Origin of the sequence: Thiomonas arsenitoxydans, assembly GCF_000253115.1 — a bacterium.
Classification (GTDB): domain Bacteria; phylum Pseudomonadota; class Gammaproteobacteria; order Burkholderiales; family Burkholderiaceae_C; genus Thiomonas; species Thiomonas arsenitoxydans.
Genome location: NC_014145.1, coordinates 2785382 through 2811810 on the forward strand (window position 1 = coordinate 2785382; position 26429 = coordinate 2811810).

General features: G+C 63.6%; 26 protein-coding genes, 2 tRNA genes and 1 pseudogene. 17 read left to right on the forward strand and 12 right to left on the reverse strand.

Features of this window, described 5'->3' with window-relative positions; genetic code table 11:
* Positions 1-90: 90 nt before the first annotated feature.
* The 6 genes from pal to THI_RS13100 all read left to right on the forward strand — a co-directional run bounded on the left by pal (position 91) and on the right by THI_RS13100 (position 3751).
* Positions 91-633 (forward strand): peptidoglycan-associated lipoprotein Pal, encoded by a 543-nt coding sequence (pal, locus tag THI_RS13075; RefSeq protein WP_013123969.1) that lies wholly within the window; start codon positions 91-93, stop codon positions 631-633.
* Positions 630-1445 carry a tol-pal system protein YbgF gene (gene ybgF, locus THI_RS13080; protein ID WP_013106737.1) on the forward strand — a complete coding sequence of 272 codons (816 nt, stop codon included), beginning with the start codon at positions 630-632 and terminating at the stop codon, positions 1443-1445. The genes pal and ybgF overlap by 4 nt, the downstream gene beginning before the upstream one ends.
* A 170-nt stretch (positions 1446-1615) precedes the next feature.
* A complete protein-coding gene (locus tag THI_RS13085) occupies positions 1616-2731 on the forward strand; it encodes a YeeE/YedE family protein (protein WP_013106738.1) in 1116 nt (371 codons plus the stop codon).
* An 11-nt stretch (positions 2732-2742) separates the two neighbouring features.
* On the forward strand, positions 2743-3543 hold the full coding sequence (locus tag THI_RS13090) for a tRNA threonylcarbamoyladenosine dehydratase (RefSeq protein ID WP_013106739.1): 801 nt from the start codon (positions 2743-2745) through the stop codon (positions 3541-3543).
* Positions 3544-3563: 20 nt separating this feature from the next.
* Positions 3564-3639: transfer RNA gene (locus THI_RS13095), tRNA-Lys, on the forward strand.
* Between the two features lie 36 nt (positions 3640-3675).
* A tRNA-Lys gene (locus THI_RS13100) sits at positions 3676-3751 on the forward strand.
* Between the two features lie 210 nt (positions 3752-3961).
* On the opposite strand, the pseudogene THI_RS13105 reads toward THI_RS13100, so the two are convergent.
* A pseudogene (locus THI_RS13105) lies at positions 3962-4762 on the reverse strand (IS1634 family transposase); the annotation flags it as partial.
* A 63-nt stretch (positions 4763-4825) separates the two neighbouring features.
* Entirely contained in the window at positions 4826-6517 is a 1692-nt protein-coding gene (locus THI_RS13110; RefSeq protein ID WP_013104896.1) for an IS1634-like element ISThsp7 family transposase, read from the reverse strand.
* A gap of 299 nt (positions 6518-6816) precedes the next feature.
* On the opposite strand from THI_RS13110, the gene THI_RS13115 reads away from it, so the two are divergent.
* Positions 6817-7860: an NAD(P)/FAD-dependent oxidoreductase gene (locus THI_RS13115; protein ID WP_064135073.1), complete on the forward strand. Its 1044-nt coding sequence runs from the start codon at positions 6817-6819 to the stop codon at positions 7858-7860.
* Positions 7861-8264: 404 nt separating this feature from the next.
* Here the strand turns inward: THI_RS13115 and THI_RS13120 are convergent, their stop codons facing one another.
* Positions 8265-8840 carry a hemerythrin domain-containing protein gene (locus THI_RS13120; protein WP_013106742.1) on the reverse strand — a complete coding sequence of 192 codons (576 nt, stop codon included), beginning with the start codon at positions 8838-8840 and terminating at the stop codon, positions 8265-8267.
* 175 nt (positions 8841-9015) lie between these two features.
* Here THI_RS13120 and THI_RS13125 point away from each other — a divergent pair, with 175 nt between their 5' ends.
* The 3 genes from THI_RS13125 to THI_RS13140 all read left to right on the forward strand — a co-directional run bounded on the left by THI_RS13125 (position 9016) and on the right by THI_RS13140 (position 11477).
* Positions 9016-9282, forward strand: a complete 267-nt coding sequence (locus tag THI_RS13125; protein WP_407830055.1) for a carboxymuconolactone decarboxylase family protein — start codon at positions 9016-9018, stop codon at positions 9280-9282.
* A gap of 25 nt (positions 9283-9307) precedes the next feature.
* Complete coding sequence (locus tag THI_RS13130) at positions 9308-10627, forward strand: IS1182-like element ISThsp1 family transposase (protein ID WP_013104216.1); 1320 nt, start codon at positions 9308-9310, stop codon at positions 10625-10627.
* Positions 10628-11072: 445 nt separating this feature from the next.
* Entirely contained in the window at positions 11073-11477 is a 405-nt protein-coding gene (locus tag THI_RS13140) for a hemerythrin domain-containing protein (RefSeq protein ID WP_013106744.1), read from the forward strand.
* Positions 11478-11484: 7 nt separating this feature from the next.
* On the opposite strand, the gene THI_RS13145 is transcribed toward THI_RS13140, so the two are convergent.
* A complete protein-coding gene (locus THI_RS13145) occupies positions 11485-11925 on the reverse strand; it encodes an RrF2 family transcriptional regulator (RefSeq protein WP_013106745.1) in 441 nt (146 codons plus the stop codon).
* Between the two features lie 109 nt (positions 11926-12034).
* Between THI_RS13145 and ytfE the strand changes: the two genes are divergently transcribed.
* Together ytfE and THI_RS13155 are read left to right on the forward strand one after the other, a co-directional pair.
* Positions 12035-12736 (forward strand): iron-sulfur cluster repair protein YtfE, encoded by a 702-nt coding sequence (ytfE, locus tag THI_RS13150; RefSeq protein WP_013106746.1) that lies wholly within the window; start codon positions 12035-12037, stop codon positions 12734-12736.
* Positions 12737-12795: 59 nt separating this feature from the next.
* Positions 12796-13089: a DUF2249 domain-containing protein gene (locus tag THI_RS13155; protein ID WP_013106747.1), complete on the forward strand. Its 294-nt coding sequence runs from the start codon at positions 12796-12798 to the stop codon at positions 13087-13089.
* Positions 13090-13162: 73 nt separating this feature from the next.
* Here THI_RS13155 and sufT read toward each other — a convergent pair whose 3' ends face one another.
* From sufT to THI_RS18535, 8 genes are all read right to left on the reverse strand, one after another.
* Positions 13163-13723: a putative Fe-S cluster assembly protein SufT gene (gene sufT, locus THI_RS13160; protein ID WP_013106748.1), complete on the reverse strand. Its 561-nt coding sequence runs from the start codon at positions 13721-13723 to the stop codon at positions 13163-13165.
* A gap of 2 nt (positions 13724-13725) precedes the next feature.
* Positions 13726-14223 (reverse strand): Fe-S cluster assembly sulfur transfer protein SufU, encoded by a 498-nt coding sequence (gene sufU, locus THI_RS13165; RefSeq protein ID WP_013106749.1) that lies wholly within the window; start codon positions 14221-14223, stop codon positions 13726-13728.
* A gap of 18 nt (positions 14224-14241) precedes the next feature.
* Complete coding sequence (locus THI_RS13170; protein WP_013106750.1) at positions 14242-15492, reverse strand: aminotransferase class V-fold PLP-dependent enzyme; 1251 nt, start codon at positions 15490-15492, stop codon at positions 14242-14244.
* On the reverse strand, positions 15489-16808 hold the full coding sequence (sufD, locus tag THI_RS13175) for a Fe-S cluster assembly protein SufD (protein WP_013106751.1): 1320 nt from the start codon (positions 16806-16808) through the stop codon (positions 15489-15491). The genes THI_RS13170 and sufD overlap by 4 nt, the downstream gene beginning before the upstream one ends.
* A 2-nt stretch (positions 16809-16810) precedes the next feature.
* Entirely contained in the window at positions 16811-17590 is a 780-nt protein-coding gene (gene sufC, locus THI_RS13180) for a Fe-S cluster assembly ATPase SufC (RefSeq protein WP_013106752.1), read from the reverse strand.
* A 63-nt stretch (positions 17591-17653) separates the two neighbouring features.
* Positions 17654-19099, reverse strand: a complete 1446-nt coding sequence (gene sufB / locus THI_RS13185; RefSeq protein ID WP_013106753.1) for a Fe-S cluster assembly protein SufB — start codon at positions 19097-19099, stop codon at positions 17654-17656.
* 33 nt (positions 19100-19132) lie between these two features.
* Entirely contained in the window at positions 19133-19828 is a 696-nt protein-coding gene (locus tag THI_RS13190) for a class II aldolase/adducin family protein (RefSeq protein ID WP_013106754.1), read from the reverse strand.
* A 323-nt stretch (positions 19829-20151) separates the two neighbouring features.
* Positions 20152-20349: a DUF3079 domain-containing protein gene (locus THI_RS18535; protein WP_079668507.1), complete on the reverse strand. Its 198-nt coding sequence runs from the start codon at positions 20347-20349 to the stop codon at positions 20152-20154.
* Positions 20350-20572: 223 nt separating this feature from the next.
* Between THI_RS18535 and THI_RS13195 the strand changes: the two genes are divergently transcribed.
* From THI_RS13195 to THI_RS13215, 5 genes are all read left to right on the forward strand, one after another.
* Positions 20573-22504, forward strand: a complete 1932-nt coding sequence (locus tag THI_RS13195; RefSeq protein ID WP_013106756.1) for a type IV pili methyl-accepting chemotaxis transducer N-terminal domain-containing protein — start codon at positions 20573-20575, stop codon at positions 22502-22504.
* Entirely contained in the window at positions 22494-23171 is a 678-nt protein-coding gene (locus tag THI_RS13200) for a response regulator (protein ID WP_013106757.1), read from the forward strand. Before THI_RS13195 ends, THI_RS13200 begins: the two co-directional genes overlap by 11 nt.
* 24 nt (positions 23172-23195) lie before the next feature.
* Positions 23196-23600 carry a hypothetical protein gene (locus THI_RS13205; RefSeq protein ID WP_013106758.1) on the forward strand — a complete coding sequence of 135 codons (405 nt, stop codon included), beginning with the start codon at positions 23196-23198 and terminating at the stop codon, positions 23598-23600.
* Positions 23601-23741: 141 nt separating this feature from the next.
* The gene (locus THI_RS13210; protein ID WP_013106759.1) at positions 23742-25028 is read left to right on the forward strand and encodes an MFS transporter; all 1287 of its coding nucleotides are present in this window, start codon (positions 23742-23744) and stop codon (positions 25026-25028) included.
* A gap of 15 nt (positions 25029-25043) precedes the next feature.
* A complete protein-coding gene (locus THI_RS13215) occupies positions 25044-26429 on the forward strand; it encodes a NarK family nitrate/nitrite MFS transporter (RefSeq protein WP_013106760.1) in 1386 nt (461 codons plus the stop codon).

Below are 26429 nucleotides of genomic sequence, written 5' to 3' on the forward strand. Positions count from 1 at the left end.
GCTTTCTCTTTCTTTTTTCTCGTTTTATCTGTTCTTCGCTGCACCCACCCCTTTTTACCCACCCTGATCTGATCGGAGAAACTCGTGAACATGCGCACTACCCTGGTATTTACCGCACTCGCTGCCGCCCTGGCCCTTGGTGGCTGCGCGTCACCCGTGCCTGTCAAACAAGCGCCAGTCGAGTCCAAGGCGCCCACCGCCGTGGAAGGCGGCACCGCAGGCGCCAATGCCAACGGCGCTGGTCAGAACCAGGTCGCCGCGGTACAAGCCCCGGCTGAGACCAACGCCGGCCCCGGCCCCAACGTGCCCAAGAGCGTGTATTTCGCGTTCAACAGCTACACGGTGGAAAGCCAATACACCCCGGTGCTCAACGCCAACGCCACCTATCTCACGCAACACCCGCAGGCTCATGTGCAACTGCAGGGCAATACCGATGCCCGTGGCAGCCGCGAATACAACCTGGCGCTGGGCCAGAAGCGTGCAGATGCGGTGATGAAGGGCATGGAGCTGCTCGGCGTGAAGCCCTCGCAGATGGAAGCCATCAGCTACGGCAAGGAAAAGCCCAAGGCCTTGGGCAACACCGAGGCTGACTACGCCGAAAACCGTCGCGTTGACATCGTCTATCAACGATGAGCCGCTTCACTTTTTCGCAAGCCGCCCGCCCGCTGCGCCGTGTGCAGCAGGTGCTGCCTGCGGCTTTGCTGGCCGCGGGGCTGGGCATGGGTCTGGCCGCGCCAGCCCATGCCGACATGTTCCCGGACAACGAGGCGCGGCGCGCCATTCTTGATCTGCGCAACCAGGTGACGCAGAACCAGCAGGCCACGCAGAACCAGCTCGCGCAGCAGGCACAGCAGATCCAGCAGATCCGCAACTCGCTGCTCGATCTGTCGAACCAGATCGAGCAGATGCGCGGAGAAATCGCCCAGGTGCGCGGCAAGCAAGACGCCGCCACACAGCAGCTCAACGATGCGCTGGGCAAGCTGCAGACCAGCCAGCAGCAGCTCACCCAGCGCCTCAAACCGCTGGAGCCGGTGCAGGTGCAGATCAACGGTCAGACTTATACGGTGCAGCCCGCGGAAAAAGCCGCTTTCGAGCAGGCGCTGGCCACCTTCCGCAATGGCGATTTTGCGGGCAGCGCCACGCAGTTGAAGGCGTTTTTGGCGCAGTATCCATCCAGCCCGTATGACGCCGATGCCCAGTATTGGCTGGCCAACGCGCAATACGCGCAAAAGCAGTACAAGGATGCCATCGCCTCGTTTCAGGGCCTGATTCAGAGCAGCCCGAACAACCCGCGCTTGCCCGAAGCCATGCTGGGGCTGGCGAACTGCCAGATCGAAGTGCGGCAAATCGTCGCAGCGCGCAAAACGCTGAACGAACTGGTGAAGACCTACCCGCAGTCTGAAGCGGCCCAGGCCGGGCGCGACCGGCTGGCCAAGCTGCGGTGACTGTCACGGCCGCTGCAGCGGCCGTGACAGAGTGATCGGCAGCGTCGTTCCCGCAAACTGCGAGCCAGATTGCCGAACCCCGTCCCGGCAACACGGCTGGCATCGTCATGGAACAATAACGCATTGCGGCGAGACCCATCCGTTCTCGTCGTCCAGGTGCCTTCTCTTCCATGTCGTCCGCTTCCGTTCCCGTCATCAACGCCACCGTCCTCTGGGCGGGCTTCGCCCTGAGCCTGGTGTTTGGTGCCATCATGCAGCGCACGCGTTTTTGCACCATGGGATCGGTAAGCGATATCGTCAACATGGGTTCTTGGATGCGCATGCGCATGTGGGTGCTGGCCATTGCCACCGCGACCATCGGCTTCAATCTGCTGGCCGCTACCGGGCAGATCGACTCGGCGCAGACGATCTACACCACGTCCAGGGTGCTCTGGCTGTCGGCCCTGGTGGGCGGCGTGTTGTTCGGCTTCGGCATGGTGCTGGCCTCGGGCTGCGGCAGCAAAACTCTGGTGCGCATTGGCGAGGGCAATCTCAAAGCCGTGGTCGTTTTTGTGATGATCGCGATATTCGCCTACATCACCCTGCGCGGCATCACGGCCGAGGTGCGGGTGCGGGTGTTCGACAAAGTGGCGTTCAATCTCTCGGGGCCGCAGGATTTGCCCGCGATCTTTGCCCACGCCACCGGGCTGCCGCTGGCCGATTTGCAACTGGTGCTGGGCCTGGGCGTCGGGCTGCTGCTGGGCATCTGGGCCTTGAGCGCGCGCGAGTTTCGTACCGCCAACAACCTGCTCGCGGGTTTTGGCCTGGGCGCCGTCATCGTGGCGGTCTGGTTCGTTTCGGGCAAACTGGGCTTTCTGGCGGAAGACCCGCAAACGCTGCAGGCCGCGTACATCGGCACGCAGAACAACAAGATGGAATCGCTGAGCTTTGTCGCGCCGCTGGCCTACACCCTGTTCTGGTTCATGATGTACAGCGACGCCAGCAATGTGCTGACGCTAGGCATTGTGTCGGTGTTCGGCGTGATCGCGGGTTCTGCCGGTATGGCGCTCATCACGCGCCAGTTCCGCTGGGAAGGTTTTCGCGGCGCGGAAGATACGGCCAACCACATGGTCGGCGGCGCGCTGATGGGCATTGGCGGCGTGACCGCGCTGGGCTGCACCATCGGCCAGGGCATGAGCGGGGTGTCCACCCTGTCCATCACCAGCTGGATCGCGTTTCTGTCCATCGTGGGCGGCGCTGTGCTCGGGGTGAAGTATCAGGCCTGGCGCGTCGAGCGCACCGCCTGACGCGCTCGACCATGCACGCCTCCCCTTTCGTCGCCATCCCCCCCGCCGAAACGCCCAACTTGGACCGGCGTTTCGGCGGCCTTTCACGGCTGTATGGCCCGGTCGGCGCCCAACGCATCCTCCAGGCGCATGCGGTCGTCGTCGGCGTGGGCGGCGTGGGATCTTGGGCCGCCGAAGCCCTGGCCCGCAGTGGCCTGGGGCAGCTCACACTGATCGACCTCGACCACGTTGCCGAATCCAACATCAACCGGCAGATTCAGGCGCTGGACAGCACCTTAGGCATGTCCAAAGTGGGGGCGCTGCAAGCGCGATTTGCGCAGATCAACCCAGAGTGCCGCGTCAATGGAGTGGAAGAGTTCGTCGATGCCGAAAACGCCGAGGCACTCATTCCAGCTAACGCCCAGGTGGTGATCGACTGCTGCGATCAGGTGCGAGCCAAGGCCGCGCTCGCCGCGCTCTGCCTGCAACGCCGCCAGGCCCTATTCATGGCCGGCGCTGCGGGCGGCAAGCGCCATGCCGACGCCCTGCAATGCGCCGATCTGTCGGAAGTCACGCACGACCCGCTGCTCTCCAACGTGCGCTACCAGCTACGCCGCCAACATGGCGCTCCTCGCAATGGCCGCATCGGCGTGCTCTGCGCGTTCAGCAAGGAAGCCATCATTCGCCCCGAAACAAGCACTTGCGACCCGCTGGCCGAAGAGGCGACACCGCCCGACAACAGCCTCAACTGCGCCGGTTTCGGCTCCAGCGCGATGGTGACCGCCTCCATGGGCATGATGCTCGTCGCCCGCGCCATGGATGCCATGCTATGATCACAAGCTTGATTTCTGTGGGGTCGTTAGCTCAGTCGGTAGAGCAGCGGACTTTTAATCCGTTGGTCGCGTGTTCGAGTCACGCACGACCCACCAGACCCACCAAGACGCACCGTTGAAACCAAATCAAACGGGTTGTTAGCTCAGTTGGTAGAGCAGCGGACTCTTAATCCGTAGGTCGACAGTTCGAGCCTGTCACAACCCACCAATAAAATCATGCACTTAGCCCACATTCACCGGTGGGCTTTTTGCTTCCTGGGGCACTGGTGGGGCACTCAGAGACAAAAACAAGCAACACAGCGCAGCACAAGAGCGGGAAGGTGCAGACTTGACCCCGGCTTTTTTCCCCCTGTCACCCGAGTTCGACACCAACAGCGCCAAGTCTTTGTTTTCATTGGTGTCGGCTAAAAAATTGCCACTACAGCAGGGGCATCTGAGCGTTGCGGGTCGGCTTGGGCAGTTTGAGGGCCTGGAAGAGATGCGCCTGGTTGGCGTCGATGGTGGAGATGCCGTCGATGGGCTCGGCGTCGTTGATGCGTACACGGTGCCTCTGGATGGCGCGCAGTTGTTCGAGCGCGCGTTCCGGGGAGACCTGGGCGCCTGCGAGCTTGAGGCGGCTGCGCATGACCCTGTACAGGATTAGGGCGATGAAGCACAGCATCGCGTGGGCGCGGATGCGATCGGGCAGACGGTGGAACACCGGCGCGATCTCGATTTCGGATTTGAGGGCCCGGAAGCCGCGCTCGATGTCGGCCAGGGCCTTGTAGCTGGCCACGACCTCCTTGGGCGCGAGGTCGGCCACGTTGGTCACCAGCAGCAGCTTGCCGTCCATCAACTCGGCACGCGCCAGCGCCTCCTCGTCGAGGCTGTAGACGAACTGCGGGCTCTTGAGATCGACACGCACGATGCGCAGCAGGTGCGACTCGCTGACCTCGTGATAGAAGCGCGCCGTGGCGCCACCGTCGGAGAGCTGGCGGCCGCGGCTCTTGACGCCGGTGTCCTGTCCGTCGAGCTTGCCCGCGAACTGGGCGGCACGCACCCCCAGTTCCTTGATGCGCTCGCGCCGCCGTGCCGTCTGTTCGGCGGCCTGGGCCGGGTTGTGCGCTACGACCAGGCGCAGGTCCTGCCAGCAGGCCTCGTCAACGACCTCGCTGCTGGCGCCCTCGGCCGCGGACTGGAAGGCCTGCAGGATGTCGGTGAACTCCCCGTAGCGGCGCCCCCGAGTTCGACACCAACTGTCGTAAGTGCTTGATCTGTCTATGGCAGGTTGTTGAAATTGCCACTACAGCAGGGGCAGTTGGGTGTCTTGGGTGGGTTTTTTGATGTTGAGTGCGGCCAGGACATCGGCCTGGCGAGGTTGGATGGTGGAGATGCCGTGGATGGGGGCGCCGCTGTCGATGCGCACGGTGTGGCGCTGGATGCGGCGCAGGTCGGCCAGGGCGGTTTCTGGAGACAGTTCGCTGCTGGCGAGTTTGAGGCGCTGGCGCATGACGCGGTACAGGATCAGCGCGATGAAGCACAGGCTGGCGTGGGCCTTGATGCGCTCGGGCCGGCGGTGGAACACCGGGGCGATCTCGATCTCGGACTTGAGCACCTTGAAGCCACGCTCGATGTCGGCCAGCGACTTGTAGCGCCGCACCACCTCGGCCGGGCTCAGATCCTGGACATTGGTGACCAGCATCAGCTTGCCGTCCATGAGTTGCGCTCGCGCGAGTGCGGTTTCATCGATCGCATAGGTGAACAGATCGGACTGCAGGTCCACCTTGATGATGCGCGCCAGGCGGGCGTCGCTGACTTCGTGGAAGAAGCGGGCCTTGGCGCCGGAATCCGAGAGCTTGCGCCCGCGCTGGACTTTGCCTTCGTCCTGGGCGTCGAGCTTGCCGGCCAACTGATCGGCGCGTTGCTGCAAGGCATGGATGCGTGCAAGGCGCTCCTGGGTTTGCTCGGTCGCTCGCACGGGGCTGTGGACCACCACCAGGCGATGGCCTTGCCACTGCGCCTCTTCGACGATCTCCTGGTTGGCCTGGGCAGCACGCTCGCTCATGGGCTCGAGAAGATCGACAAACTCACCGTAGCGTCGCCCCGGCACCGCCAGGATGAACTCCAGCGGCCGATCTCCAGCCCCATGCAACTTGGACAACGCCTCGATGTTGTCAAGCGAAAGTAGCCCGCGGTCGGCCACCACCACCAGGCGCCTGATGTGCGGGTAGCGCGAGAGCACCTTCTTCAAGGTGGGCTCCAGGGTCGGCGCCTCGGCGGCGTTGCCGTCGAACACCTCGTGGAAGATCGGCATGCCGTCGGCTGTCTGCACCACGCCCAGCAGGAACTGCCGGGCGATCACGCCCTCCTTGGACAGGCCGAAGTGGCGTACATCACCGTCTTGCTGGCTGAGACCTTCGGCGCGGATGGTGGTCAGATCGTAAAAGACCACCGAGAGGTCTTCATCAATGAGCGGGCGCAGCAACTGGGCCACGCAGTCGTCGACGGCTTGCTGGTGGTCCATCAGGGCATCCATGCTGCGCAGCAAGTGCTGATGCGTCAGCTTGTCCACGTCGATGCCGGGCATGCTGACGGTCTGCAGCCAGCGCAGCACGCCCAGCTTGGAGTCTGGGTCGCACAGTCGGTTGAAGACCATCACACGGATCGCGTGCTCGACCGCAGTGGTGAACCGGGCGCGCCGGAAGATGGCGCCCAGGCCATGGAATCCGAGTTCGTGCCACAAGGCGTGCAGGGCCCAAACATCGCCCAACGTCAGCGCCGACTCGAAGCGCACCTGAGACGGATCACTGTCGCCCGAAGGCCGACCCTTGGCCCGCAGCAAGGCCCCCAGCAGGGCATCGAGCGGTCCGCCCTGTTCGTCCAGACGCCCGAGGGTTGCGATCGTGCGTTGCCGGGGTTGGCCATCCGCGTTGCGGAACGACTCCACCAGCCGAACGTAGCGGTGACCGCCCGAGGAGGAGATCTTGAGGAACATGCACCAAGTATAGCGCTGCGCACGCGCAGATGAACTACTTCACGGTAGTAAATTGGCACTACAAAGAAATCTGAAAACGCCCTTCTGAGCGCTTGCAAGTGATTGATTCATAGGACCCCGGCGATTGTTTGTGGCTGCGCAACGGCTTCGAACTGTCGAACTCAGGGGCGCCCCGGCACGGCCAGGATGAACTCCAACGGCTGGCCGTCGGGCAGGGTGATGCGGCGCAGCTCCTCGATGTTGTCCAGAGACAGCAGACCGCGGTCGAACCCTACGCCTTTCCGCGCGACGTCGGCTTCATGCTCAACGCCGCGCTCGGCCGCGGCGCGGAAGTCCACTGGCATCTGCGCGGGCTGCAGCAAATGGCGGTGCCGCTGCTGAAGTATTTTCACAACTCCCGTGCGCAGTCGCATGCCCGTGCGACCCTGGCCTACAGCCGGCTGATTGCCCACGCCACTGAGGAGCACGCGCCGCTGATCGAGGCTGCTGGCGCTGAGGATCTGGTTCGCCGCGACGGCTTCCGCTTCGTCTTCCGCTCGGCCCGGGCCTTCGACGACGCGCTAATCCGCGCCCGCGACCTGCAGGCCCGGTTCGGTGTGCGGCACGCACCCGAGGATGGCGCCGCGCTCGCCCGCGCCGAACCGGCGCTGCGCCTGCGGCTGGCCGGGGCCGTGCATTGGCTCGACCCCCGGGCGATCCGCGATCCGGGCGCACTGGTGCAGCGTTATGCGGCGCTGTTTGTCGCCCGTGGCGGCCGCATCCTGCTGGGCGATGCCGCGACGCTCCAGCCCGCCGGCGCCGGCTGGTCGGTTCTGTGCGAAGCCGGTCGCATTGATGCCGGACAAGCCGTGTTGGCGACTGGCCCATGGGCCGACGGCCTGATCCGCAAGCTCGGCTACCGCTACCCGCTATTCCTCAAGCGTGGCTATCACCAACACTATCCATCGGCGGCGGTGGACCTGCCACTGCTCGATGCCGAGCGCGGCTACGTTCTCGCGCCGATGCGGCGCGGCCTACGCCTCACGACGGGCGCCGAATTCGCCCCCATCGACGCGGCCCCCACGCCGATTCAGCTCGCGAAGGCCGAAGCCCTGGCGCGCGAGCTGGTCGATCTGGGCAGCGCGCTGCCAGAACCACCGTGGCACGGAGCCCGTCCCTGCACTGCCGACATGCTGCCGGTGACTGGCCCCGCGCCGCGGCATTCCGGGCTGTGGTTCAACTTCGGGCACGCCCACCAGGGATTCACCCTCGGCCCGGTGGCCGGCCGCCTGCTCGCCGAGATGGCGGCCGGCGAGCGTGGCTGGATCGATCCAACACCGTATCTGCCAACCCGCTGGCACTGAGGACTGCCTTCGCCACCCCCCGAAGGGTTCTGGCCCAGCTGGCAGGCGCCCAAGCCTCCATCATCCGGGCTCGCGCGGCCTGCAGTCGGCCGACATCGGTTCGGCAAAGGTCTTCATCACCGCATAGCCCCGCACCGGATCTGTTCGCAGGCTGCTGCCATATGCACAAAGTCATAAGAATTGCCCAACTCCAGAACTTGCAAGGCTTGGAGCGATTTTTGATCCACTTGGCGCTAGGTTGCTTTGGCCAACAGATCGCTAAACGTTTCCAATCTGCAAGACCACTAACGCAATGTCCACCGTTTGCTTTGATCTACCCCCGTTATCCTTATAACGATGAAGTTTGTGGAGTACATCGAATCACGCAACGGTTTTCTACCCGATCAAAAGGAAGAATGTCTGTATTAACGCTGCTTCTTGCCGTTGAAGGATGTTTCACACGCCGCGCCGCGCCGCGCTTGCATGGCCTTGCCAATCTCTTGGAGTTGTTCCTCGCCCAAGAGCCGTTTGGCCATGGGAAGTAGCTCGCTTTCTTCGCGCGCAATGTGGCGCGTATGGTGATCGACGAATTCATCCACCGCGGAAGAGTCAAGCGCGCCCGCTTCGCCGAGCGCCACGCGCTCCAGTTGCGGGCGCAACGCCTGCCAGACGGCAGCGAGTTCACGATGGTCGTGGGTCAGCGCCTGGGTGATATCGCGCAAGCAGACGGGGTCTGAACCTGCCATCGATTCCAGCAGCGCGGGAAACAGATCGAGCTCTTCATCGGCGTGATGATCACGCCCCGCGGTGTCGAAATAGCGCATCACGTTCGCGGCGGCTTGCCTGGCGTCCTGATCGACTCCGTGCTCGTCGAGATGCCGCACCAGGCGGCGCAGCGTCGCGCATTGTTTTTCGATGCGCGCGTGGCAGGCCGAAAGCATGTCCAGCGGCGCGTCGAATCCCGCGGCAGCGGACGTCGAGGAAAGAAGATTGATTTCCATATCGAATCTCGCAAAAAACTTGGTACGCACACGCAATACACGCAGCCCGCGGTCGCAAGCCCAAACACTGTAACCAGTCTATGGCTTGAAACAGGTAAACGCAATGCATGTTTAATCGACAGGGTTTTGCGAAATGGCCATGATGACAGCTTGTGCCACATACAGGAGTCTTTTCATGTCAACGTCCCCCGTCTATCCGCAGGCTGATCGTGAGTTGACGCAAATGCGTCAAAGCCATGCCCCGAGTCAGTTTGCTGCCTTTCAGCAATTCAGCCAGCAGGCCTTCGCCAAGGGCGCGCTGGACGTGCGGACCAAACAATTGATCGCGGTCGCCGTGGCGCATGTGACCCAGTGTCCCTATTGCATCCGAGGCCACACCAAGGCGGCTCTCAAGGCGGGCGCTAGGAGTGTGGGCGGCAGAAGGTTGTTGAGGTCGACGTAGGACGGTGGGCGTGCGTTAATACGGCATGCCCACTAGTTACCGCCCCTATGAGCCGGACCAGGTGATGCTGCTGCCGGCGGCGCCGCAGGACTGGCTGCCGCCGGGCCACCTGGCTTACTTCATCCACGACACGATTGACACGCTGGACCTGAGCGCGTTCTACGCGCGCTATGAGGGTGGCGGAGCGCGCAACCAGCCCTTCCATCCGGCGATGATGGTCAAGGTTCTGGTGTACGGCTACGCCACCGGGGTGTTCAGCTCGCGCAAGATCGAGCGCCGGCTGCACGAGGACCTGGCGTTCCGGATGCTGGCAGCAGGGAACTTCCCCAAGCACCGCACGATCCGGGATTTCCGTGCGCTGCACCTCCAGGAATTCTCGGACCTGTTCGTGCAGGTCGTGCGCCTGGCGCGCGAGATGGGTCTGGTCAAGCTGGGCACGGTGGCCATCGACGGCACCAAGGTCAAGGCCAACGCGAGCCGCCACAAGGCCATGAGCTATGCGCGCATGCAGCACACCGAGGTCGAACTGAAAAAGCAGATCGACGCGCTGCTGGCGCGCGCCAAGGCCACCGACGAGGCCGAGGCGCAGGAGCCCGAACTCGACATCCCGGCCGAGATCGAGCGGCGCGAGGCGCGACTCGATGCGATCCGGCAGGCGCGCCAGCGGCTGGAACAGCGTCAGCGTGAAGCCGACGCGCAGCGTGGTCGCAGTGACGATGATGATCGCCGTCCCCGGGGGCCGGATGGGAAGCCGCGGCGCGGTGCGCGGTTCAAGCGCGACTTCGGCGTGCCCGAAGACAAGGCGCAGGAGAACTTCACCGACCCGGACAGCCGCATCATGAAGCGCGCCGGCGGCGGCTTCGACCCCAGCTACAACGCGCAGACGGCGGTGGACGAGGCTGCGCACATCATCGTGGCTGCGGAACTGGACAACACGGCACCCGATGCCAACTGGCTGCTGCCGATGATCGATGCGATCCAGGAGAACCTGGGCGCGCTGCCCGCGCTGGGTCTGGCCGACGCGGGCTATCGCAGCGAGGACAACCTGCGCGATGCGCCGATCGATCTGGTTGTGGCCTTGGGGCGCGAAGGCAAGCAGCACGCGGCCATCGATGCCGCGCGGCTGCCGCACACCGCGGCCATGGCCGCGAAGATGCAGACCGCCGCGGGACGCGCCGCCTATCGCAAGCGCAAGTGGATCGCCGAGCCGCCCAACGGCTGGATCAAGAGCGTGCTGGGGTTCCGCCAGTTCAGCCTGCGCGGCCTTGAGCGTGTACGCGCCGAGTGGAAACTCGTCTGCGCAGCACTGAACCTCCGGCGGATGGCCTCGTTGGTTCCCGCCTGAACAGAAATGGGGGCACAGGCCGCCCCGCACAACACGCCCGCTGCTGCCCTCTCGGGGGCGTGAGACGACCGGCCATGCCGACCGTGCCCGAAAAACAGTCCGCTCGCCCAGCATCGGCGCTCCGGCACAGGTTCACGGAATTCTGCCGCCCAGACTCCTAGCCGTGAGCAAATCATGGAGGCCGTTTGGGTTGCCGCCGAAATGCGAGCGGGCGCCGCCTATGCGCATTCGCTTTTGGCGCTGGATACGATGCGCGAGGAGGATGCCAAAGCCGATTCCGCGTAGTCGCGTCAGCGTGCTGTATCGACCGGCGAAGCCGATCGCAGACGTCGGCGGCGCGCTGGCCGCCCGATGCCCAGATGCTGAATTTCCACTTTCTGCTCAGGCAGCTGGGTTGCGCTGACCAACGCATCTCACAGTCCGCAGCTACAGGAGAAACCTGAACATGGCCTCGAACCCGGCTGAGGATATCCCCGCGCAGCATGTGGCGATGCTGGCGACAGTGCAACGCATGCGCTTGGGCTTGCTCGTCGGCAACCTGATTGAGGCGCGCGCCGCACGCGATGTGCTGCAAGGCTTGCACGCAGCCCATATCGCGCTCGAAGAAACCGCGCTGATTCCGAAGCTGCCGGCCAGCGCACGCTGGTCGGCAAAGGTCTATCTGGCCGAGCATGCCAAGCTGAGCGCGATGCTCGGCGAATGGCACGATATTTTGGCACGACAACCTGACCGACTCGATCCGCCCGAACAACGTCTAATGCTGCTCGACGCCTCCGCGCCTTTGCAGCATCTGCTCGAACATCACTTCGAGCGTGAAGAAAAGGGCTTGTTGATCGAAACCCGGCGCTGAGCCGCGCTCAAGCCGTGGACAGTGGCACGGCGACGAACTTGCGCAGCGCAGGATTGAGGCAGTCTGCCAAGGTGGTTTCGTTGAGTGCGGCATAGAACGCGCGGCGGGCGCGTTCGAGTTTGGGCCGCAAAGCGCAAAAGCCGGTGAGCAGGCACTGGCCGCCATCGTCGCGGAAACACTCGGTCAGCGGGGCGTCGTCTTCCAGCCATTGCAACACCTCGCCGATGCGAATGGCTGTGGCGCGCCTGGCGAGCCTCACGCCACCGCCAGCGCCGCGCGTGGTCTGCACATAGCCCCCGGCGGCAAGGCGTTGCAGCACCTTGATGAGGTGATCACGCGAAATATCGAGCTTGGTCGCAAGCTCGACGCTCGACCAGGTCTCGCGCTCGCTGCCGGCCAGCACGAGCAGGGCGCGCAGGCCAAAATCGGAAAAAGAGGTCAGCCGCATGGTGGAATCCTTCAGAAGAGGTATTGCAAATACCACTCAAGAATTTTATAGTGGGGTTCATTCTACCTTTTTACAGCTCCACATCATTGATTGCACAGGACCTTCTGCCATGCACACCCAAGACCTCCCAGCAAGCTCCTCCTCACCGTTCGCCGGCCTCCCCCTGGGCCAACTGGCGCGCGATCTGCCTGGTTCCACCGCCGTGTTCCGGCGCCACCGGTTGGACTTCTGCTGCGGTGGCGACATGACCCTGGAAGCGGCCGCGCAGGCGCGCCAGCTCGACCTGGCGACTATTGAGCGCGAACTCTCGGAGTTGAGCCCGCAGTCGCTGGATGACACGCCCACCGACACGCTGCACGACCCCGACGCCCTGATCGACCTCATCGTCAGCCGCTTCCACGACGTACACCGGCGGGAGCTGCCGGAATTGATCACCCTGGCTGCCAAGGTCGAGCGCGTGCACAAGGATCATGCCGAGGTGCCGGCCGGTCTGGCGGCCCTGCTCCAGGAGATGCTCGACGAACTGCAGGAACATATGCAAAAGGAAGAACAGATCCTGTTCCCGATGATGCGCCGCAATCCCGGTGCGGTTCTCACCCCGCCGATCTCACGCATGCGCGCCGAGCATGATGACCACGGCCGGATGCTGCAACGCGTGCAGGATCTCACCCGCGATCTGAGGCTGCCCGCCGAGGCGTGCAACACCTGGCGCGCGCTGTATGCAGGTCTGGACAAGTTCACCGCCGATTTCATGCAGCACGTCCACACCGAAAACAACATCCTGTTCCCGCAGTTCGAAGAACAGGCGTGAAGCCTGCTGCGCTGCCCTCCTCTTTCAACCCCGACTCACTTCAACCCAAGGAACCCGCCATGGAACCCCTCACCGTCGTCAACCAACCCCACTCCCACCGCCGCGCCGACCGCGTCTATCCCTTCGACGCCAGCGGCATCGCCAAGCGCTTTCGCCATGCCGCCATCTTCGGCGCGCTGAATGCGCTGGAGCCGGGAGAGACCATGGCGTTTTTCAACGACCATGATCCCCTGCCGCTGCTGGCACAGATCGCGCAGCATTTCGGTGACAAGGTACGCATCGAATACGTCAGCCGCTCGCCCGAAGGGGTGCAAATCGACTTTCACGTGCAGGACGTGCAAGCCGGCGCCTGAGGCGCAGGTTCGAGCCGACGGCGGCTGAGCGGCGAAGCTGAGCGGCCCCGCCTGGCCACGCCGGATCACTCACTCACCACAGCCCCGCCTGCAGCCGGGCCGCCTCGGACATGCGCTCCAGGCTCCACGGCGGGTCCCAGACGAGTTCCACGTTCACTCGCGCGATTCCTGGAATGCGACGCACCTTGTCCTCGACCTCAGCGGTGAGGATGTTTCCCATGCCGCAGCCGGGTGCGGTCAGTGTCATGTCGATGTCCACCGCCCAAGCGGCGCCGCTGGCGTCGGTCGGTTGCACGTCCAGGCGATAGATTAGACCTAGCTCCACGATATTGACCGGAATTTCCGGGTCGTAGCAGGTGGCGAGTTGTTCCAGCACGGCATTTTCGGCTTCCTCGCGCGTCGTTGGCGCGGGAATATCTTGCCGCTGCCCGTCATTCAGCCCAAGCGCATCGGCATAGCGGCCGTCGATGCGGTACATGCGGCCCTCGGACACCACGGTGACGTGGCTGCCCAGCCGTTGGGTGATGCGCACCTCGGTGCCCTGCAGCAAGGTTCCGGCAGTGCCCAGCGGCACCAGGGTCGCGGGGACGTCGCGCTGCAGGATGATGGGGCCAGAGTCGATGGGGTCGTCCATGGTCAACCCTCCGGCGTGGACAAATCTTCGGTGCGCGCCACCTGGGCGGTTTGGGTGAGCGCGTTGCGCAGGGTATGCCAGGCGAGCATGGCGCACTTCACCCGCGCGGGAAACTGCCTCACGCCTGCGAGCACGGCGAGTTTGCCCAGACCAGCCTCGGCGCCGGTGTCGCCATCGACCAGGATGCCGTGCATCTGCGCGAACAAGGCCAGCGCCTCGTCCACACGCTTGCCCTTGACCGCTTCGGTCAGCAGCGAGGCCGACGCGGTGGAAATCGCGCACCCCTCGCCGGTGAAGGCCACGTCCTGGATGCAACCCGCGCCGTCCACAAACAATTCGAGTTCAAGGCGGTCGCCGCACAGCGGGTTGTCACCCTGCGCGCAGCGGTTGGGCTGCGGCAAATGGCCGAAGTGCCGGGGCCTGCGGTAGTGGTCGAAGATCACCTCCTGGTAGAGGTCGCGCAGGTCGGGAAGGGCGTCGTCGGATGGGCTGTCAGGCATGGGTCGTGGACTCCGTGTTTAAGCGGCAAACATCACCTGCGCCTTGCGCACCGCGCGCACCAGTGCGTCGATGTCGTCTTCTTTGTTGTACACGCCGAGCGAGGACCGCGCCATGGCCGCGACGCCGTAGCGTTTCATCAGCGGCATCGCGCAGTGGTGGCCGGCGCGGATGGCGACTCCCTCGGCATCGGCGATGGTGCCGAGGTCGTGGGCGTGAAGACCGTCGATGTTGAAGGAGATGACGCCGATCTTGTCCGGAACCGTGCCGTAGATGCGAAGCCCGGGGATGCGGGAAAGCGTGCTTTGCGCCCGCTCCAACAGCGTGCGCTCGTGCTGCGCGATGGCGTCCCAGCCAAGGCCTTGCACGAAGTCGATCGCAGCGGCCAGGCCCACCGCGCCAGTGATGTGCGGAGTGCCGGCCTCGAAACGGGTTGGCGGATCGGCGTAGGTGGTGCGTTCGAAGCTGACGCTGCGGATCATGTCGCCGCCGCCCTGATACGGCGGCATCGCGGCCAGCATCTCGGCGCGGCCCCAGAGCACACCGATGCCGGTGGGGCCGTAGAGCTTGTGACCGGAGAAAACATAGAAGTCGCAACCCAGCGCCTGCACGTCCACCGGCAGATGCGCCACGGCTTGCGCGCCATCGACCAGCACCGGCACGCCGCGTGCATGGGCAAGCTGCGCCACGCTCGCCACATCGTTGACGGTGCCCAGTACGTTCGAGACATGGGTGACGGCCAGCATGCGCGTGCGCGGCCCGAGCAGCTCCGGCAAGGCCTGCAGGTCGAGCGCGCCGTCGTCGCGGATCGGCGCCACGCGCAATTTGGCACCGGTGGCATCGCACACCATCTGCCAGGGCACGATGTCGGCATGGTGCTCCATCGCCGTCACCAGCACCTCGTCGCCGGGCTGCAGGCGCGGCCGTGTGTAGCTTTGTGCGACCAGATTGATCGCTTCGGTGGCGCCACGCACGAACACGATCTCGTCGGCGCTGCGGGCGTGGACAAAGGCCGCAACCTTCTCCCGCGCGGCCTCGAAGGCGTCGGTGGCGCGCTGCGACAGCGCATGGACGCCGCGGTGGATGTTGGCGTAATCGCGCAGTTCGAAGGCGCGCATGGCGTCGAGCACGGCCAGCGGTTTTTGCGTCGTCGCCGCATTGTCCAGATACACCAGCGGCTTGCCGTGCACCGTCTGGGCGAGGATGGGGAAATGATCGCGGATCGCCGAAAGTTGCGGCGCGGGACGCGATGGCGATTCAAACGCATTCATGCCGAAACCTCTGAGGCTTCGATTGCCAGACCGCGCCGTGCGGCAAGCCGTGTGCGCACCTGTGCGCGCAAGGGCTCCCAGCCGATGTCGGGCAGGGCTTGCGCCACGAAGGCCTGCACCAGCAGGGCGCGAGCGAGCGGCGCAGCGATGCCGCGCGACTGCAGATAAAACAGCGCCTCGGCGTCGAGCTGACCGACTGTGGCGCCGTGGCTGCAAAGCACGTCGTCCGCATCGATCTGCAGTTGCGGACGAGTATCGGCCTCGGCGCGCGGCGACAGCAGCAGGTTGCGGTTGATCATGCCCGCGTCGGTCTTCTGCGCGCCCGGATGCACGTTCACACGGCCAGTGAACACGCCGTGCGAGGCGTCGTCGAACACGCCGCGCACATCGGTGCGGCTGGTGCTGCGCGGGTGGCGGTGCTCGATGCACATGTGCACGTCGCCATGCTGCTCGCCTGCGAGCACGCTGGCCCCGCGCAGATCGGTATGGCAGCCCGGCGCCTCGTGCGCGATGTGAAATTCCTGGCGCGACAATCTTGCCCCCACGACCAGTAAACGAGCGTCGAGACGGCTGTCCCTGCCTTGCGCCACATGCAGTTGCGAAACATGCACCGCGGCGCCCGACTCGTCCTGCAAGCGCACGTGTGCGAGAGTCGCCCCGCGCGCCAGCTCCGCGCGGGTCACGCTGGTCGAAAGATAAGGCACCATCTGCGCAAGGCCGATGTGCTGCTCGATCACGCGTGCCCAAGAGCCCTGCCCCAGACGCAGGACGTGGCGCAGGTGGCTGGCGCCCGCGCGCGTTTGCAGCGCGATGACGACGACGGGGGCGGCGAGGCAGACCCCATCGGCCAGTTCCAGCGCCATGCCATCGCGCGCAAACAGGCGGTTGATCGCCTCGAAGGCGCCGCCGCGCGCGGCCGCATCCAGCACCGCCCCCGACGCTGTGGCGTTGTGCGACAGGCCTGCGCCCCAGGGCGCGAGGCTCACCCCCGGCGGCAGGTCACTCAAATGGGAAAGTTCCGCGTCAAAGGCGCCATCGACAAACACCAGACGCGGGCCGTCGCCCACGAGCAAGGCGCCCGCATCGCGCAGCGCCTCCCCGTCCAAAAGTGCAGTGGGCGCAGTGGTGGCGAGATCAATCGCGTCCAGCGCGCGCAGGCTGGTGTATTTCCAGTCTTCGGTGTGGCGCGTGGGCAAGCCGCTGCGCAGCAAGTCTTCCCGCGCCTGATGGCGCGCCTGGGCGCACCATGCCGGTTCGGCCGCAGCGTAGGCGCCGCTGGAGTCGAAAGCCCGGACGAAAGCTTCGAGCGCGCCCATGGTCAGGATTCCGACGAAGGAGATGGTGGAGACTGGGTCTGACCATCTTGCAGCCAGGCGTAGCCCTCGCGCTCGATTCGCCGCGCCAGTTCCGGCCCGCCAGAGGCGACGAAGCGCCCTTGCCACAGCACATGCACGCGATCGGGAACGATGTGTTCCAGCAGACGTTCGTAGTGGGTGATCAGCACGAAAGCGCGCTCGGGCGAGCGCATTGCGTTGACTGCCTGTGCCACGGCCTTGAGCGCGTCCACGTCCAGCCCGGAGTCGGTTTCGTCGAGAATGGCCAGGCGCGGCTGCAGCAGGGCCATTTGCAGCATGTCGTTGCGCTTTTTCTCGCCGCCGGAAAAACCTTCGTTGACCCCGCGCTGCAGGAACTTCTCGTCCATGCCGAGTTCGCGCATCAGCGCTTTGACCCGTTGCAGGAATTCCATCGCATCCAGCTCGGGCAGACCGCGGTGTTTGCGCTGCGCGTTGAGCGCGGCCTTGAGCAGGTAGACGTTGGACAGGCCGGGAATCTCCACCGGGTACTGAAACGCGAGGAACAGCCCGGCAAGCGCGCGCTCCTGCGGCGGCAGCGCCAGCAGATCCTGGCCGTCGAAGCGCACCGAGCCGCCGCTGACGCGGTAGAGGTCGCGCCCGGCGAGAACTTGCGCCAGCGTGCTCTTGCCCGAGCCGTTGGGGCCCATGATGGCGGCAACCTCGCCGGGGGCGACGTCCAGATCGATGCCATCCAGCACCCGCTTGCCGTCGATTTCCGCCTGCAGGCCGCGGATTTGCAACAGCGGCTGCGTCGCTTGCGGTTGAAGCCTGGCTGGCATTTGCATTTTCATTTCCTCTTTGGCGTTTCAGCCCACGCTGCCTTCGAGGCTCACGCCCAGCAGCTTCTGAGCCTCGACGGCGAATTCCATCGGCAGTTGTTTGACGACTTCACGGGCGAAGCCGCCGACGATCAGCGCCACCGCGTCCTCCGCGGAAATACCGCGCTGCATACAGTAAAAAAGCTGGTCTTCGCCGACGCGCGAGGTCGTCGCCTCGTGCTCGACCTGCGCGCTGGGGTTGCGCACTTCGATGTAGGGAAAGGTGTGCGCGCCGCAGCGGTCGCCGATCAACAGCGAGTCGCACTGCGTGTAGTTGCGCGCCCCTTCGGCCTTGGGCAGCACCTTGACCAGGCCGCGGTAGGTGTTGCTGCCGCGTCCTGCGGAAATGCCCTTGGAGACGATGGTGCTTCGGGTGTTGCGGCCGATGTGGATCATCTTGGTGCCGGTGTCGGCCTGCTGGAAATGGTTGGTCAGCGCCACCGAATAGAACTCGCCGACCGAATCGTCGCCGCGCAGCAGCACGCTCGGATACTTCCAGGTGATGGCCGAGCCGGTTTCCACCTGCGTCCAGGAAATGCGCGAGCGCGCGCCGCGGCATTCGCCGCGCTTGGTGACGAAGTTGTAGATGCCGCCCTTGCCGTCCTTGTCGCCGGGGTACCAGTTCTGCACCGTCGAGTACTTCACCCGTGCGTCGTCGAGGGCGATGATTTCCACCACCGCGGCGTGGAGCTGGTTTTCGTCGCGCCGCGGCGCGGTGCAGCCTTCCAGGTACGAGACCTGCGCGCCCTCGTCGGCGATGATCAGCGTGCGCTCGAACTGGCCGCTGTCCTTGGCGTTGATGCGGAAGTAGGTGGACAGCTCCATCGGGCAGCGCACGCCCTTGGGGATGTAGACGAAGCTGCCATCGGTGAACACCGCGGCGTTGAGCGCGGCGAAAAAATTGTCTCCCGGCGGCACCACCGTCCCGAGGTATTGCTGCACCAGTTCGGGGTGGTTTTGCACCGCATCGGAGAATGAACAAAAAATGATGCCGTGCTGCGCCAGCTTGTCTTTGAAAGTAGTGGCCACCGACACCGAATCGAACACCGCATCCACCGCCACCCCAGCCAGCGCGGCGCGTTCGTGCAGCGGGATGCCGAGTTTTTCATAGACGCGCAGCAACTCAGGGTCGACCTCGTCGAGGCTTTTTGGCGCCTTGTCGCGCTTGGGGGCGGCGTAATAATGAATCGCCTGGTAGTCGATGGGCGGATGGTGGATCTTGGCCCAAGTCGGCTCGGCCAGGGTCAGCCAGTGACGATACGCCTTCAGCCGCCATTGCAGCAGGAACTCCGGCTCATTTTTTTTCGCGGAAATGAGCCGGATGATGTCTTCGCCCAGCCCTTTGGGCGCGAGGTCGGAATCAATCGGCGAGATGAAGCCAGCGGCGTAATCGCGTTCGAGAAATTCGACCAGTGAGGGATTGCTCTGGCTCATGCGGTCTCTCCTTGGCAGGGCTTGGGGCTGTCCTCAGGCGGTTTGGATAGCTTGGGCGGCTTTGATGCCTGATGCCACCGTTTGGGCGATTGCCGTGTGCCTCGCACCCGAAGCCAAAACCATCTGGCACACATGTTCCAGCCGCTCCACATGCTCGAAGGCATCAAAAGGCGAGTGACCAATGGCAACGCAGCCATGACGATCCAGACCGACGATATGCGGCATGTCGCTCTGCGGCGGAGCGAAGGACGCGGCGCAAGCCCGCGCGAGTTCCTCGCTGGTAGCCGCCAGCGGCGGCACATTGCGCCCGACCCGGGTATAGCGGGTCACCTCCGGGAATTGCTCGGACAGCTCACGCAAATCCCAGTTGGCGAACATCGCCGCCACGATATGAGTCGGATGCAGATGCAACACAGTGTTGAAACCCGCTGGCAGCAGCGCCTGCAGCAGTTGATGCAACGCGAATTCTCCGGAAGCTCCAGCGGGTGCAGTAATGGCGCGACCAGGCACTAGCCGGTCCGCGGGGACGTGAAGCATCTGCGCGACATTCAGCTGTGCCTTGATCACGCCGCTTTGTGAAATCCAGAATCCATCGCCCGCAGCATCGCTCACCGAGATATTGCCATCACGGTGGGTGATCCAGCCTTTGGCGTACGCCGCATGCAGGGCGCTGCAAGCCTGCGCGATTGGTGTGGAGGATTCAGGAGCGAGTGTCGGTGGGGTGTTCATGAGGGGGATGATTTCATTTATGAGGTGGTGCGGTATTGCTCGGGTGTGTGGCCCAGCTATAAGTCGAAAAGCTGACGCACAGATCACGCCATGGAATGCCTTGAATAGGTAATGTTTTTACCACTTAAAGGGTGCGGGTGAACTCCTCAGCACAATACCCCCTCTCAGTAAGGGGAGGTTAGCGAAGTAATCGGCAGAGGCTGCAAATCGCCCGAGGGCACTCTGAATGCCCTGTGGAAAATCAACGACTCAAAGGAGTGACTTGAGCGAGTCAGAGCTACGGCGTGCGGCAAGAAATCATGTGATCAACGTCGCGCCTTGCTTTACTTTGCCTTTTTTGCTTCTTTTGCGTCAAGACCGAAGTCCATCCAGTCCTCACCTAGTAATTCAACGGGGTGCTGTGTGCGCTCGGAGCCGTTTCCGCAGCGCATGGAGTCGGCCGGGCAGTACCGGCTACATCCCCAGCAAATGCGTTCAGGGTGTGCTGGATGATTGGGGAATTTTTTCTGCTCGAAAGTCATAGCAATCGGTTTGCCTTCCGTTTTCGCTTTACGAGAACATGCCAAACCGCCCAAAATTGCCTCATCCCCTCTGGGAGTCTGAGGCGAACGAAGCACGTCTGAGGACGTTTTCATGGGACACCGGAAACTGTGCTGCGTTCCTGATACACGTCAAACCGTTGCCAAATCGACAGGATCGCGCCCTGCGGGGACAATCTGCGCTCGAACCGCACGCCATGCCGTCATGAAACGCAACTGGACACTCACCGCCAAAATCGCCTTATTCTCAGGGACGTTCCTGCTGTTGTCGTTGATGTCCGTTGGAGCGACCTTATGGATTTCCTGGAATCTCGAGGGCGGCGCGGCGGCGGTTAACGTCGCCGGGCAATTGCGCATGCTCAGCTACAAAGTGGCGCTGTCCGCGACGGACCTCGACGACACCCAACTTTCCTCCGATCTGCAGCTTATCCAGGACAATCTTGTGTTGCTGCACGCGGGCAGCCCGTCACGACCTCTTTATGTTCCTTGGGATGGCATCATTCGCCGGCGCTACGACGCCGTGCGTGCGCACTGGCAGAGTTTGCAACCACGCTGGGAAAGCGCATCACAAGCCCACCCCGTGCCGCGAGAGGAAGTTAACCAGTTCGTCACACAAATCGATGCTTTCGTCAGATCCATAGAGCATCGCCTGGATTTCTGGACGACTGTGCTCCACGCGTTTCAGATGGGTCTGGCCGTTCTGGTAGTGATCGGAGCGCTGTTGATGTTCTACGCAGCTTACCTATTTGTGCTCGATCCGGTAGGGCGCCTCAGTCGCGGCGTGCAAGCGCTTGAGCAGGGCGATTACTCGGCACGGGTCGACATCAATACCACCGACGAGCTCGGCGATCTCGCCATCGGGTTCAACCGCATGGCCGGACAACTACAGGCTGTCTATGACGAGTTGGAGGAGCGGGTGCGGCAAAAGACGGCCGCCCTGCGCACCGAGCAGCAGCGTCTTGCGGCGCTGTATGAGGTGAGTGCGCTGGTGTCGAAGGCACAAAGCCTGGACGAGTTGTCGCAGTCGTTCGTCCAGGTCGTGCGGCGCATCGCCGGGGCGGATGCTGCTGCCTTGCGCTGGACCGATGAATCAGCGCGCCGTTACCTGCTGCTGGCCTCCGATGGCTTGCCCGCGGTGCTGGCCGAAGAAGAGCAGTGTCTGATGTCGGACACCTGCTTTTGCGGGCAGGCGCAGCATCACGGCGGCCCGCAGATCGTGCAGTTTCACCGGCTCCAGCCCGAAGGGCGAGCGCTGCCTGGGCGCGTGGCGTGTGAACGTCTGGGCTATGCCACGCTGCTGAGCATCCCCGTGCGGGCGCAGCAGCGTCTGCTCGGCGAGATCGATCTGTTCTTCCACGCCGAGCAATCCGCCGATGAAGCGCAGCATGCCCTGCTCGACACCCTCGCGGGCCACCTGGCTGCAGCCATGGAAAGCCTACGCAGCGCCGCGCTGGAACGCGAGGCCGCGGTGTCGCAGGAGCGGGCTTTCCTCGCACGCGAGCTGCACGATTCCATCGCGCAATCGTTGGCGTTCATGAAAATTCAGCTTCAATTGCTGCGCACGGCCCTGCAGGCGGGCAAGGTGGGGAAGATCGAACAGGTGGTGAGCGAGCTCGATGTGGGCGTGAAGGAAAGTCTGGCCGATGTGCGCGAGCTGCTGCTGCACTTTCGCACCCGCACCCAAGAGCAGGACATCGAGCCGGCGCTGCGCAGCACGGTGCAGAAGTTCGAGCTGCAAAGCGGTCTATCCGTCGACCTGGTGTTTCACGGGCATGGCCAGCCGCTCGATCCGGACGTGCAGATTCAGGTGCTGCACATCGTGCAGGAAGCGCTGTCCAACATCCGCAAACATGCCAAGGCCACGCAGGCCCGGCTGGTGGTGGACAGCCTGCCGCGCTGGCGCTTTGTCGTTTCAGATGATGGCCGTGGCTATGATCCGGAGGTCATCGCCCAGGATGGACAGGCCCATGTGGGCCAGCAGATCATGCGAGAGCGCGCTGCCGCCATCGGCGGGCATTTGAGCATCGAAGCCCAGCCCAAAGGCGGTGTGCGCGTCACCTTGGAACTGCCGGAATTCCCGGCCGCCGCGTCTGCACGCGCAACACGAAACACCGAGATTTCTCCCTATGCCACCTGACATCCGCATTCTGCTGGTCGACGACCATGCGCTGTTTCGTCGCGGCCTGGTGGCCTTGCTCGGTGAAGCGCCTGCCATGCAGGTGGTCGGCCAGGCCGGCGATGCGGGCGAGGCGCTACGGCTGGCCACGCAGTTGCAGCCCGACATCATTCTGCTCGACAACCATCTGCCGGGCGTTCGAGGCATCGACGCCGTAGAGAGTCTGCGGCAGGCCGCCCCGGCCAGCCGCGTGTTGATGCTCACCGTCAGCGAAGAGGCGGCCGATCTCGGCGCGGCGCTGCGCGCCGGAGCGAGCGGCTATCTGCTCAAGACCTGCGAGACCGACGAGCTGATCGGCGGCATTCAGCGTGCGCTGCGCGGAGAAGTCGTCATCGGCGCCGACATGACCGCAAAACTTGCACAAGCCTTCATCGCTCCAGAAACGACGGACTCCGCGAAGGAAGCCCTCCCGGCGAACGCGCAGAGCGAGAAAACGCCGCTCAGCCCCCGCGAGCGCCAGATCGCCGCCGCCATCGCTCGCGGCGCAAGCAATAAGGTCATCGCGCGCGAACTCGACATCGCTGAAACCACAGTGAAGGTGCATGTGCAGAGTATCTTGCGCAAGCTCGACCTCAGTTCACGGGTGCAGATCGCCGTGTATGCCAGCGAACATGGCCTGTCGGTTTGATCTCTATCTCTTCGGGACTACACCATGCAAATCGCCGATTTCTCCGATCTCCTGCGCGCCGCAAAACAACAGGAGCTGCCGCAACGGCTGTACTTTGTTTTTGCTGCCATCGAACTGCCGGAAGATGCCAGTCCGGCGCAGCGCGCCCGTCATGCGGCGGGCGGTGGCGGCGCGCTCGTGCCCGTCATGGCGGTGGACAAATCACCAGACGATCTGTCGGATTTCGAAACGCTGGTTGAAGAGTCTCGGCACACTGGCACACCCTGGGACATGGTGTTCGTCACCACGCAGGCCCTTCCAGACCAGCCGATTCCCGACTCCGCAGAGGTGGAGCAGACCCTCACCGAGCTGATCGAGAACATTCACATGGGCCAGATCGACCATTTTCTGACTTTCGATCACTCCGGCCGTCTGGTGCAACTGCGCTGAATCTGCTCCTGAACGGGATTTCCCTCCTTCTTTCGGAGTAGTTCGGCAGAGCAGGGCGCCCAGCGCCTTTCTCCGCCTTCAGGTCGATACCGCAAAAGACCAGCGGTTTCTAGAGTCTCCTTATCGACAAGGAGATTCATCATGGTCGCGAATGTGCAGCAACACAACCGGCAAGCCTGGTCGGTGCTGATCGTCAGCACCTGGGCTTTCATGGTGTGTTTCATGGTGTGGATGATGTTTGCCGTCATCGGCATCCCCATCAAGAAAACCCTCGGGCTCAACGCCACCGAATTCGGTCTGCTGACCGCCATGCCGGTGCTCAGCGGCTCGCTGATCCGCGTGCCGCTGGGCATCTGGACGGATCGCTACGGCGGACGCATCGTGTTTGCCGCCATCATGGCGGTTACCGTCATCCCCATTTGGATGCTGTCTTATGCCACACAGTACTGGCAATACCTGACCATCGGTCTGTTCATCGGTCTGGCCGGAGGTTCATTCTCGGTGGGTACGCCTTATGTGGCGCGCTGGTTTCCGAAGGAGCGCCAGGGGTTGGCGATGGGCATTTTCGGCGCGGGTAATGCCGGCGCGGCAGTGAACAAATTTCTCGCTCCGGCTTTGGTTGTGACCTTCGGCTGGACCATGGTGCCGCATGTGTATGCCGCCGTCATGCTCGGCACGGTCATTCTGTTCTGGGTGTTCAGCCACCACGACAAAAGCCATGTGGTGCAGGGACAGACTCGTTTCATGGATCAGTTGAAGGCCCTGCGCGATCCCGGCGTGCTCAAGTACAGCCAGTACTACAGCATCGTGTTCGGCGGCTATGTGGCGCTGGCGCTGTGGATGGTGCAGTACTACGTCGGCGAATACAAACTCAGCCTGCCTGTGGCCGCACTACTGGCCGCGGCCTTCTCGTTGCCTGGCGGCGTGTTGCGCGCGGTGGGCGGCTGGCTGTCCGACAAATTCGGCGCGCACAGCGTGACCTGGTGGGTGTTGTGGGTGAGCTGGGTGGCGCTGTTTCTGCTGTCTTACCCGCAAACCCAGCTCACGGTGCAGACCACCGGCGGGCCGACGACCTTCCACATCGGCCCGAATGTCTACGCCTTCACCGCGTTGATGTTCATCCTCGGCATCGCCTTCGCTTTCGGCAAAGCCAGCGTGTTCAAGTACATCGCCGACGACTATCCGGCCAATATCGGAACGGTCTCGGGCATCGTCGGGTTGGCAGGCGGCATGGGCGGCTTTCTGCTTCCCATCCTGTTCGGCGTGCTGCTCGACCTCACCGGCATTCGCTCTTCGGCCTTCATGCTGATGTATGGCGTGGTCTCGGTTTCGCTGGTGTGGATGTTCTTCACCGAGGTCCGCCGCACCGATGTGTTCAAGCCGGCTTCCGTAACGCGCGGCCAGCCTGCCGCTATCCAGCCCCATTGAGCATCAGGAGAAAACATGTCCAGTCATGTCATCAAACATTGGAACCCGGAAGACCCCGCGTTCTGGAAAAGCGAAGGGCAGATCGTCGCCCAGCGCAATCTGTGGATTTCCATTCCGGCACTGACCCTCGCCTTCGCGGTGTGGATGGTGTGGTCTGTGGTGGTGGTCAAGCTGCCGCAGGTGGGGTTCAAGTTCTCCACCAATCAGTTGTTCTGGCTGGCCGCGTTGCCCGGCCTGTTCGGCGCCACGCTGCGCATTTTTTATTCCTTCATGGTGCCGATTTTTGGCGGGCGGCGCTGGACGGCGATTTCCACCGCCTCGTTGCTGTTGCCCGCGCTGGGCATCTATTACGCTGTGCAGAGCCCTTCGACCCCATATGAGATCTTTGTCATTCTGGCCCTGCTCAGCGGCTTCGGCGGCGGGAACTTCGCCTCGTCGATGGCCAATATCAACTTTTTCTTCCCCAAGGCGCAAAAAGGCCTGGCGCTGGGGCTGAACGCCGGGCTGGGCAATCTGGGCGTGTCCATCGTGCAGTTCATCGTGCCGCTGGTCATCACCGCAGCGGTCTATGGCGTGCTCAGCGGCGATCCGCAGACCGCCGTGACGGGGGGAAAGAGTGCACCGATCTGGCTGCAGAACGCCGGGCTTGTCTGGGTGCCCTTCATCATCGCCTCCACGCTGGCGGCCTGGTTCGGCATGAATGATCTGGCCGATGCCAAAGCATCCTTCGCCGATCAGGCGGTGATTTTCAGGCGCTCGCATACCTGGCTGATGAGCCTGCTCTACACCGGCACCTTCGGTTCGTTCATCGGCTACTCGGCAGGATTTCCGCTGTTGATCAAGTCGCAGTTTCCCGGCATCGTCGCGCTGGACTATGCCTGGCTCGGGCCGTTCGTCGGCGCCCTCATTCGTCCGGTCGGCGGTTGGTTGGCCGACAGGCTCGGTGGCGCGCGCGTGACCTTCTGGAACTTCATTCTCATGGCGCTGGGCGTCGTCGCCGTGCTGTATTTCCTGCCGCAAGGCGGGGTAGGCGGCAACTTCACCGGTTTTCTCGCCGCGTTCATGCTGCTGTTCGCCACCACGGGTATTGGCAATGGCTCGACCTTCCGCATGATTCCGGTCATCTTCCTCACCGATCGCACGCGCGCCGCTGCCGGACAAGGCCCTGCTGCGCAGGAGCAGGCGGTGAAAGACGCCAACAAGGAAGCGGCTGCAGTGATTGGTTTTTCCTCGGCCATCGCGGCTTACGGCGCGTTCTTCATTCCCAAGAGCTACGGCAGTTCCATCGCCATGACCGGCGGCCCGCAGGCTGCGCTGTACGGCTTCATCGCCTTTTACGTGCTGTGCGTGCTTGTGACTTGGTGGAACTACAGCCGCAAGAACGCCCCGATGCCCTGCTAA

Excerpts from the sequence above, each read along its gene's own strand:
- pal (WP_013123969.1), top strand. The coding sequence starts at position 91 with ATGCGCACTACCCTGGTATTTACCGCACTCGCTGCCGCCCTGGCCCTT.
- ybgF (WP_013106737.1), top strand. The coding sequence starts at position 630 with ATGAGCCGCTTCACTTTTTCGCAAGCCGCCCGCCCGCTGCGCCGTGTG.
- THI_RS13085 (WP_013106738.1), top strand. The coding sequence starts at position 1,616 with ATGTCGTCCGCTTCCGTTCCCGTCATCAACGCCACCGTCCTCTGGGCG.
- THI_RS13090 (WP_013106739.1), top strand. The coding sequence starts at position 2,743 with ATGCACGCCTCCCCTTTCGTCGCCATCCCCCCCGCCGAAACGCCCAAC.
- THI_RS13110 (WP_013104896.1), bottom strand. The coding sequence starts at position 6,517 with ATGTTCCTCAAGATCTCCTCCTCGGGCGGTCACCGCTACGTTCGGCTG.
- THI_RS13115 (WP_064135073.1), top strand. The coding sequence starts at position 6,817 with ATGCTCAACGCCGCGCTCGGCCGCGGCGCGGAAGTCCACTGGCATCTG.
- THI_RS13120 (WP_013106742.1), bottom strand. The coding sequence starts at position 8,840 with ATGGAAATCAATCTTCTTTCCTCGACGTCCGCTGCCGCGGGATTCGAC.
- THI_RS13125 (WP_407830055.1), top strand. The coding sequence starts at position 9,016 with ATGTCAACGTCCCCCGTCTATCCGCAGGCTGATCGTGAGTTGACGCAA.
- THI_RS13130 (WP_013104216.1), top strand. The coding sequence starts at position 9,308 with ATGCCCACTAGTTACCGCCCCTATGAGCCGGACCAGGTGATGCTGCTG.
- THI_RS13140 (WP_013106744.1), top strand. The coding sequence starts at position 11,073 with ATGGCCTCGAACCCGGCTGAGGATATCCCCGCGCAGCATGTGGCGATG.
- THI_RS13145 (WP_013106745.1), bottom strand. The coding sequence starts at position 11,925 with ATGCGGCTGACCTCTTTTTCCGATTTTGGCCTGCGCGCCCTGCTCGTG.
- ytfE (WP_013106746.1), top strand. The coding sequence starts at position 12,035 with ATGCACACCCAAGACCTCCCAGCAAGCTCCTCCTCACCGTTCGCCGGC.
- THI_RS13155 (WP_013106747.1), top strand. The coding sequence starts at position 12,796 with ATGGAACCCCTCACCGTCGTCAACCAACCCCACTCCCACCGCCGCGCC.
- sufT (WP_013106748.1), bottom strand. The coding sequence starts at position 13,723 with ATGGACGACCCCATCGACTCTGGCCCCATCATCCTGCAGCGCGACGTC.
- sufU (WP_013106749.1), bottom strand. The coding sequence starts at position 14,223 with ATGCCTGACAGCCCATCCGACGACGCCCTTCCCGACCTGCGCGACCTC.
- THI_RS13170 (WP_013106750.1), bottom strand. The coding sequence starts at position 15,492 with ATGAATGCGTTTGAATCGCCATCGCGTCCCGCGCCGCAACTTTCGGCG.
- sufD (WP_013106751.1), bottom strand. The coding sequence starts at position 16,808 with ATGGGCGCGCTCGAAGCTTTCGTCCGGGCTTTCGACTCCAGCGGCGCC.
- sufB (WP_013106753.1), bottom strand. The coding sequence starts at position 19,099 with ATGAGCCAGAGCAATCCCTCACTGGTCGAATTTCTCGAACGCGATTAC.
- THI_RS13190 (WP_013106754.1), bottom strand. The coding sequence starts at position 19,828 with ATGAACACCCCACCGACACTCGCTCCTGAATCCTCCACACCAATCGCG.
- THI_RS18535 (WP_079668507.1), bottom strand. The coding sequence starts at position 20,349 with ATGACTTTCGAGCAGAAAAAATTCCCCAATCATCCAGCACACCCTGAA.
- THI_RS13195 (WP_013106756.1), top strand. The coding sequence starts at position 20,573 with ATGAAACGCAACTGGACACTCACCGCCAAAATCGCCTTATTCTCAGGG.
- THI_RS13200 (WP_013106757.1), top strand. The coding sequence starts at position 22,494 with ATGCCACCTGACATCCGCATTCTGCTGGTCGACGACCATGCGCTGTTT.
- THI_RS13205 (WP_013106758.1), top strand. The coding sequence starts at position 23,196 with ATGCAAATCGCCGATTTCTCCGATCTCCTGCGCGCCGCAAAACAACAG.
- THI_RS13210 (WP_013106759.1), top strand. The coding sequence starts at position 23,742 with ATGGTCGCGAATGTGCAGCAACACAACCGGCAAGCCTGGTCGGTGCTG.
- THI_RS13215 (WP_013106760.1), top strand. The coding sequence starts at position 25,044 with ATGTCCAGTCATGTCATCAAACATTGGAACCCGGAAGACCCCGCGTTC.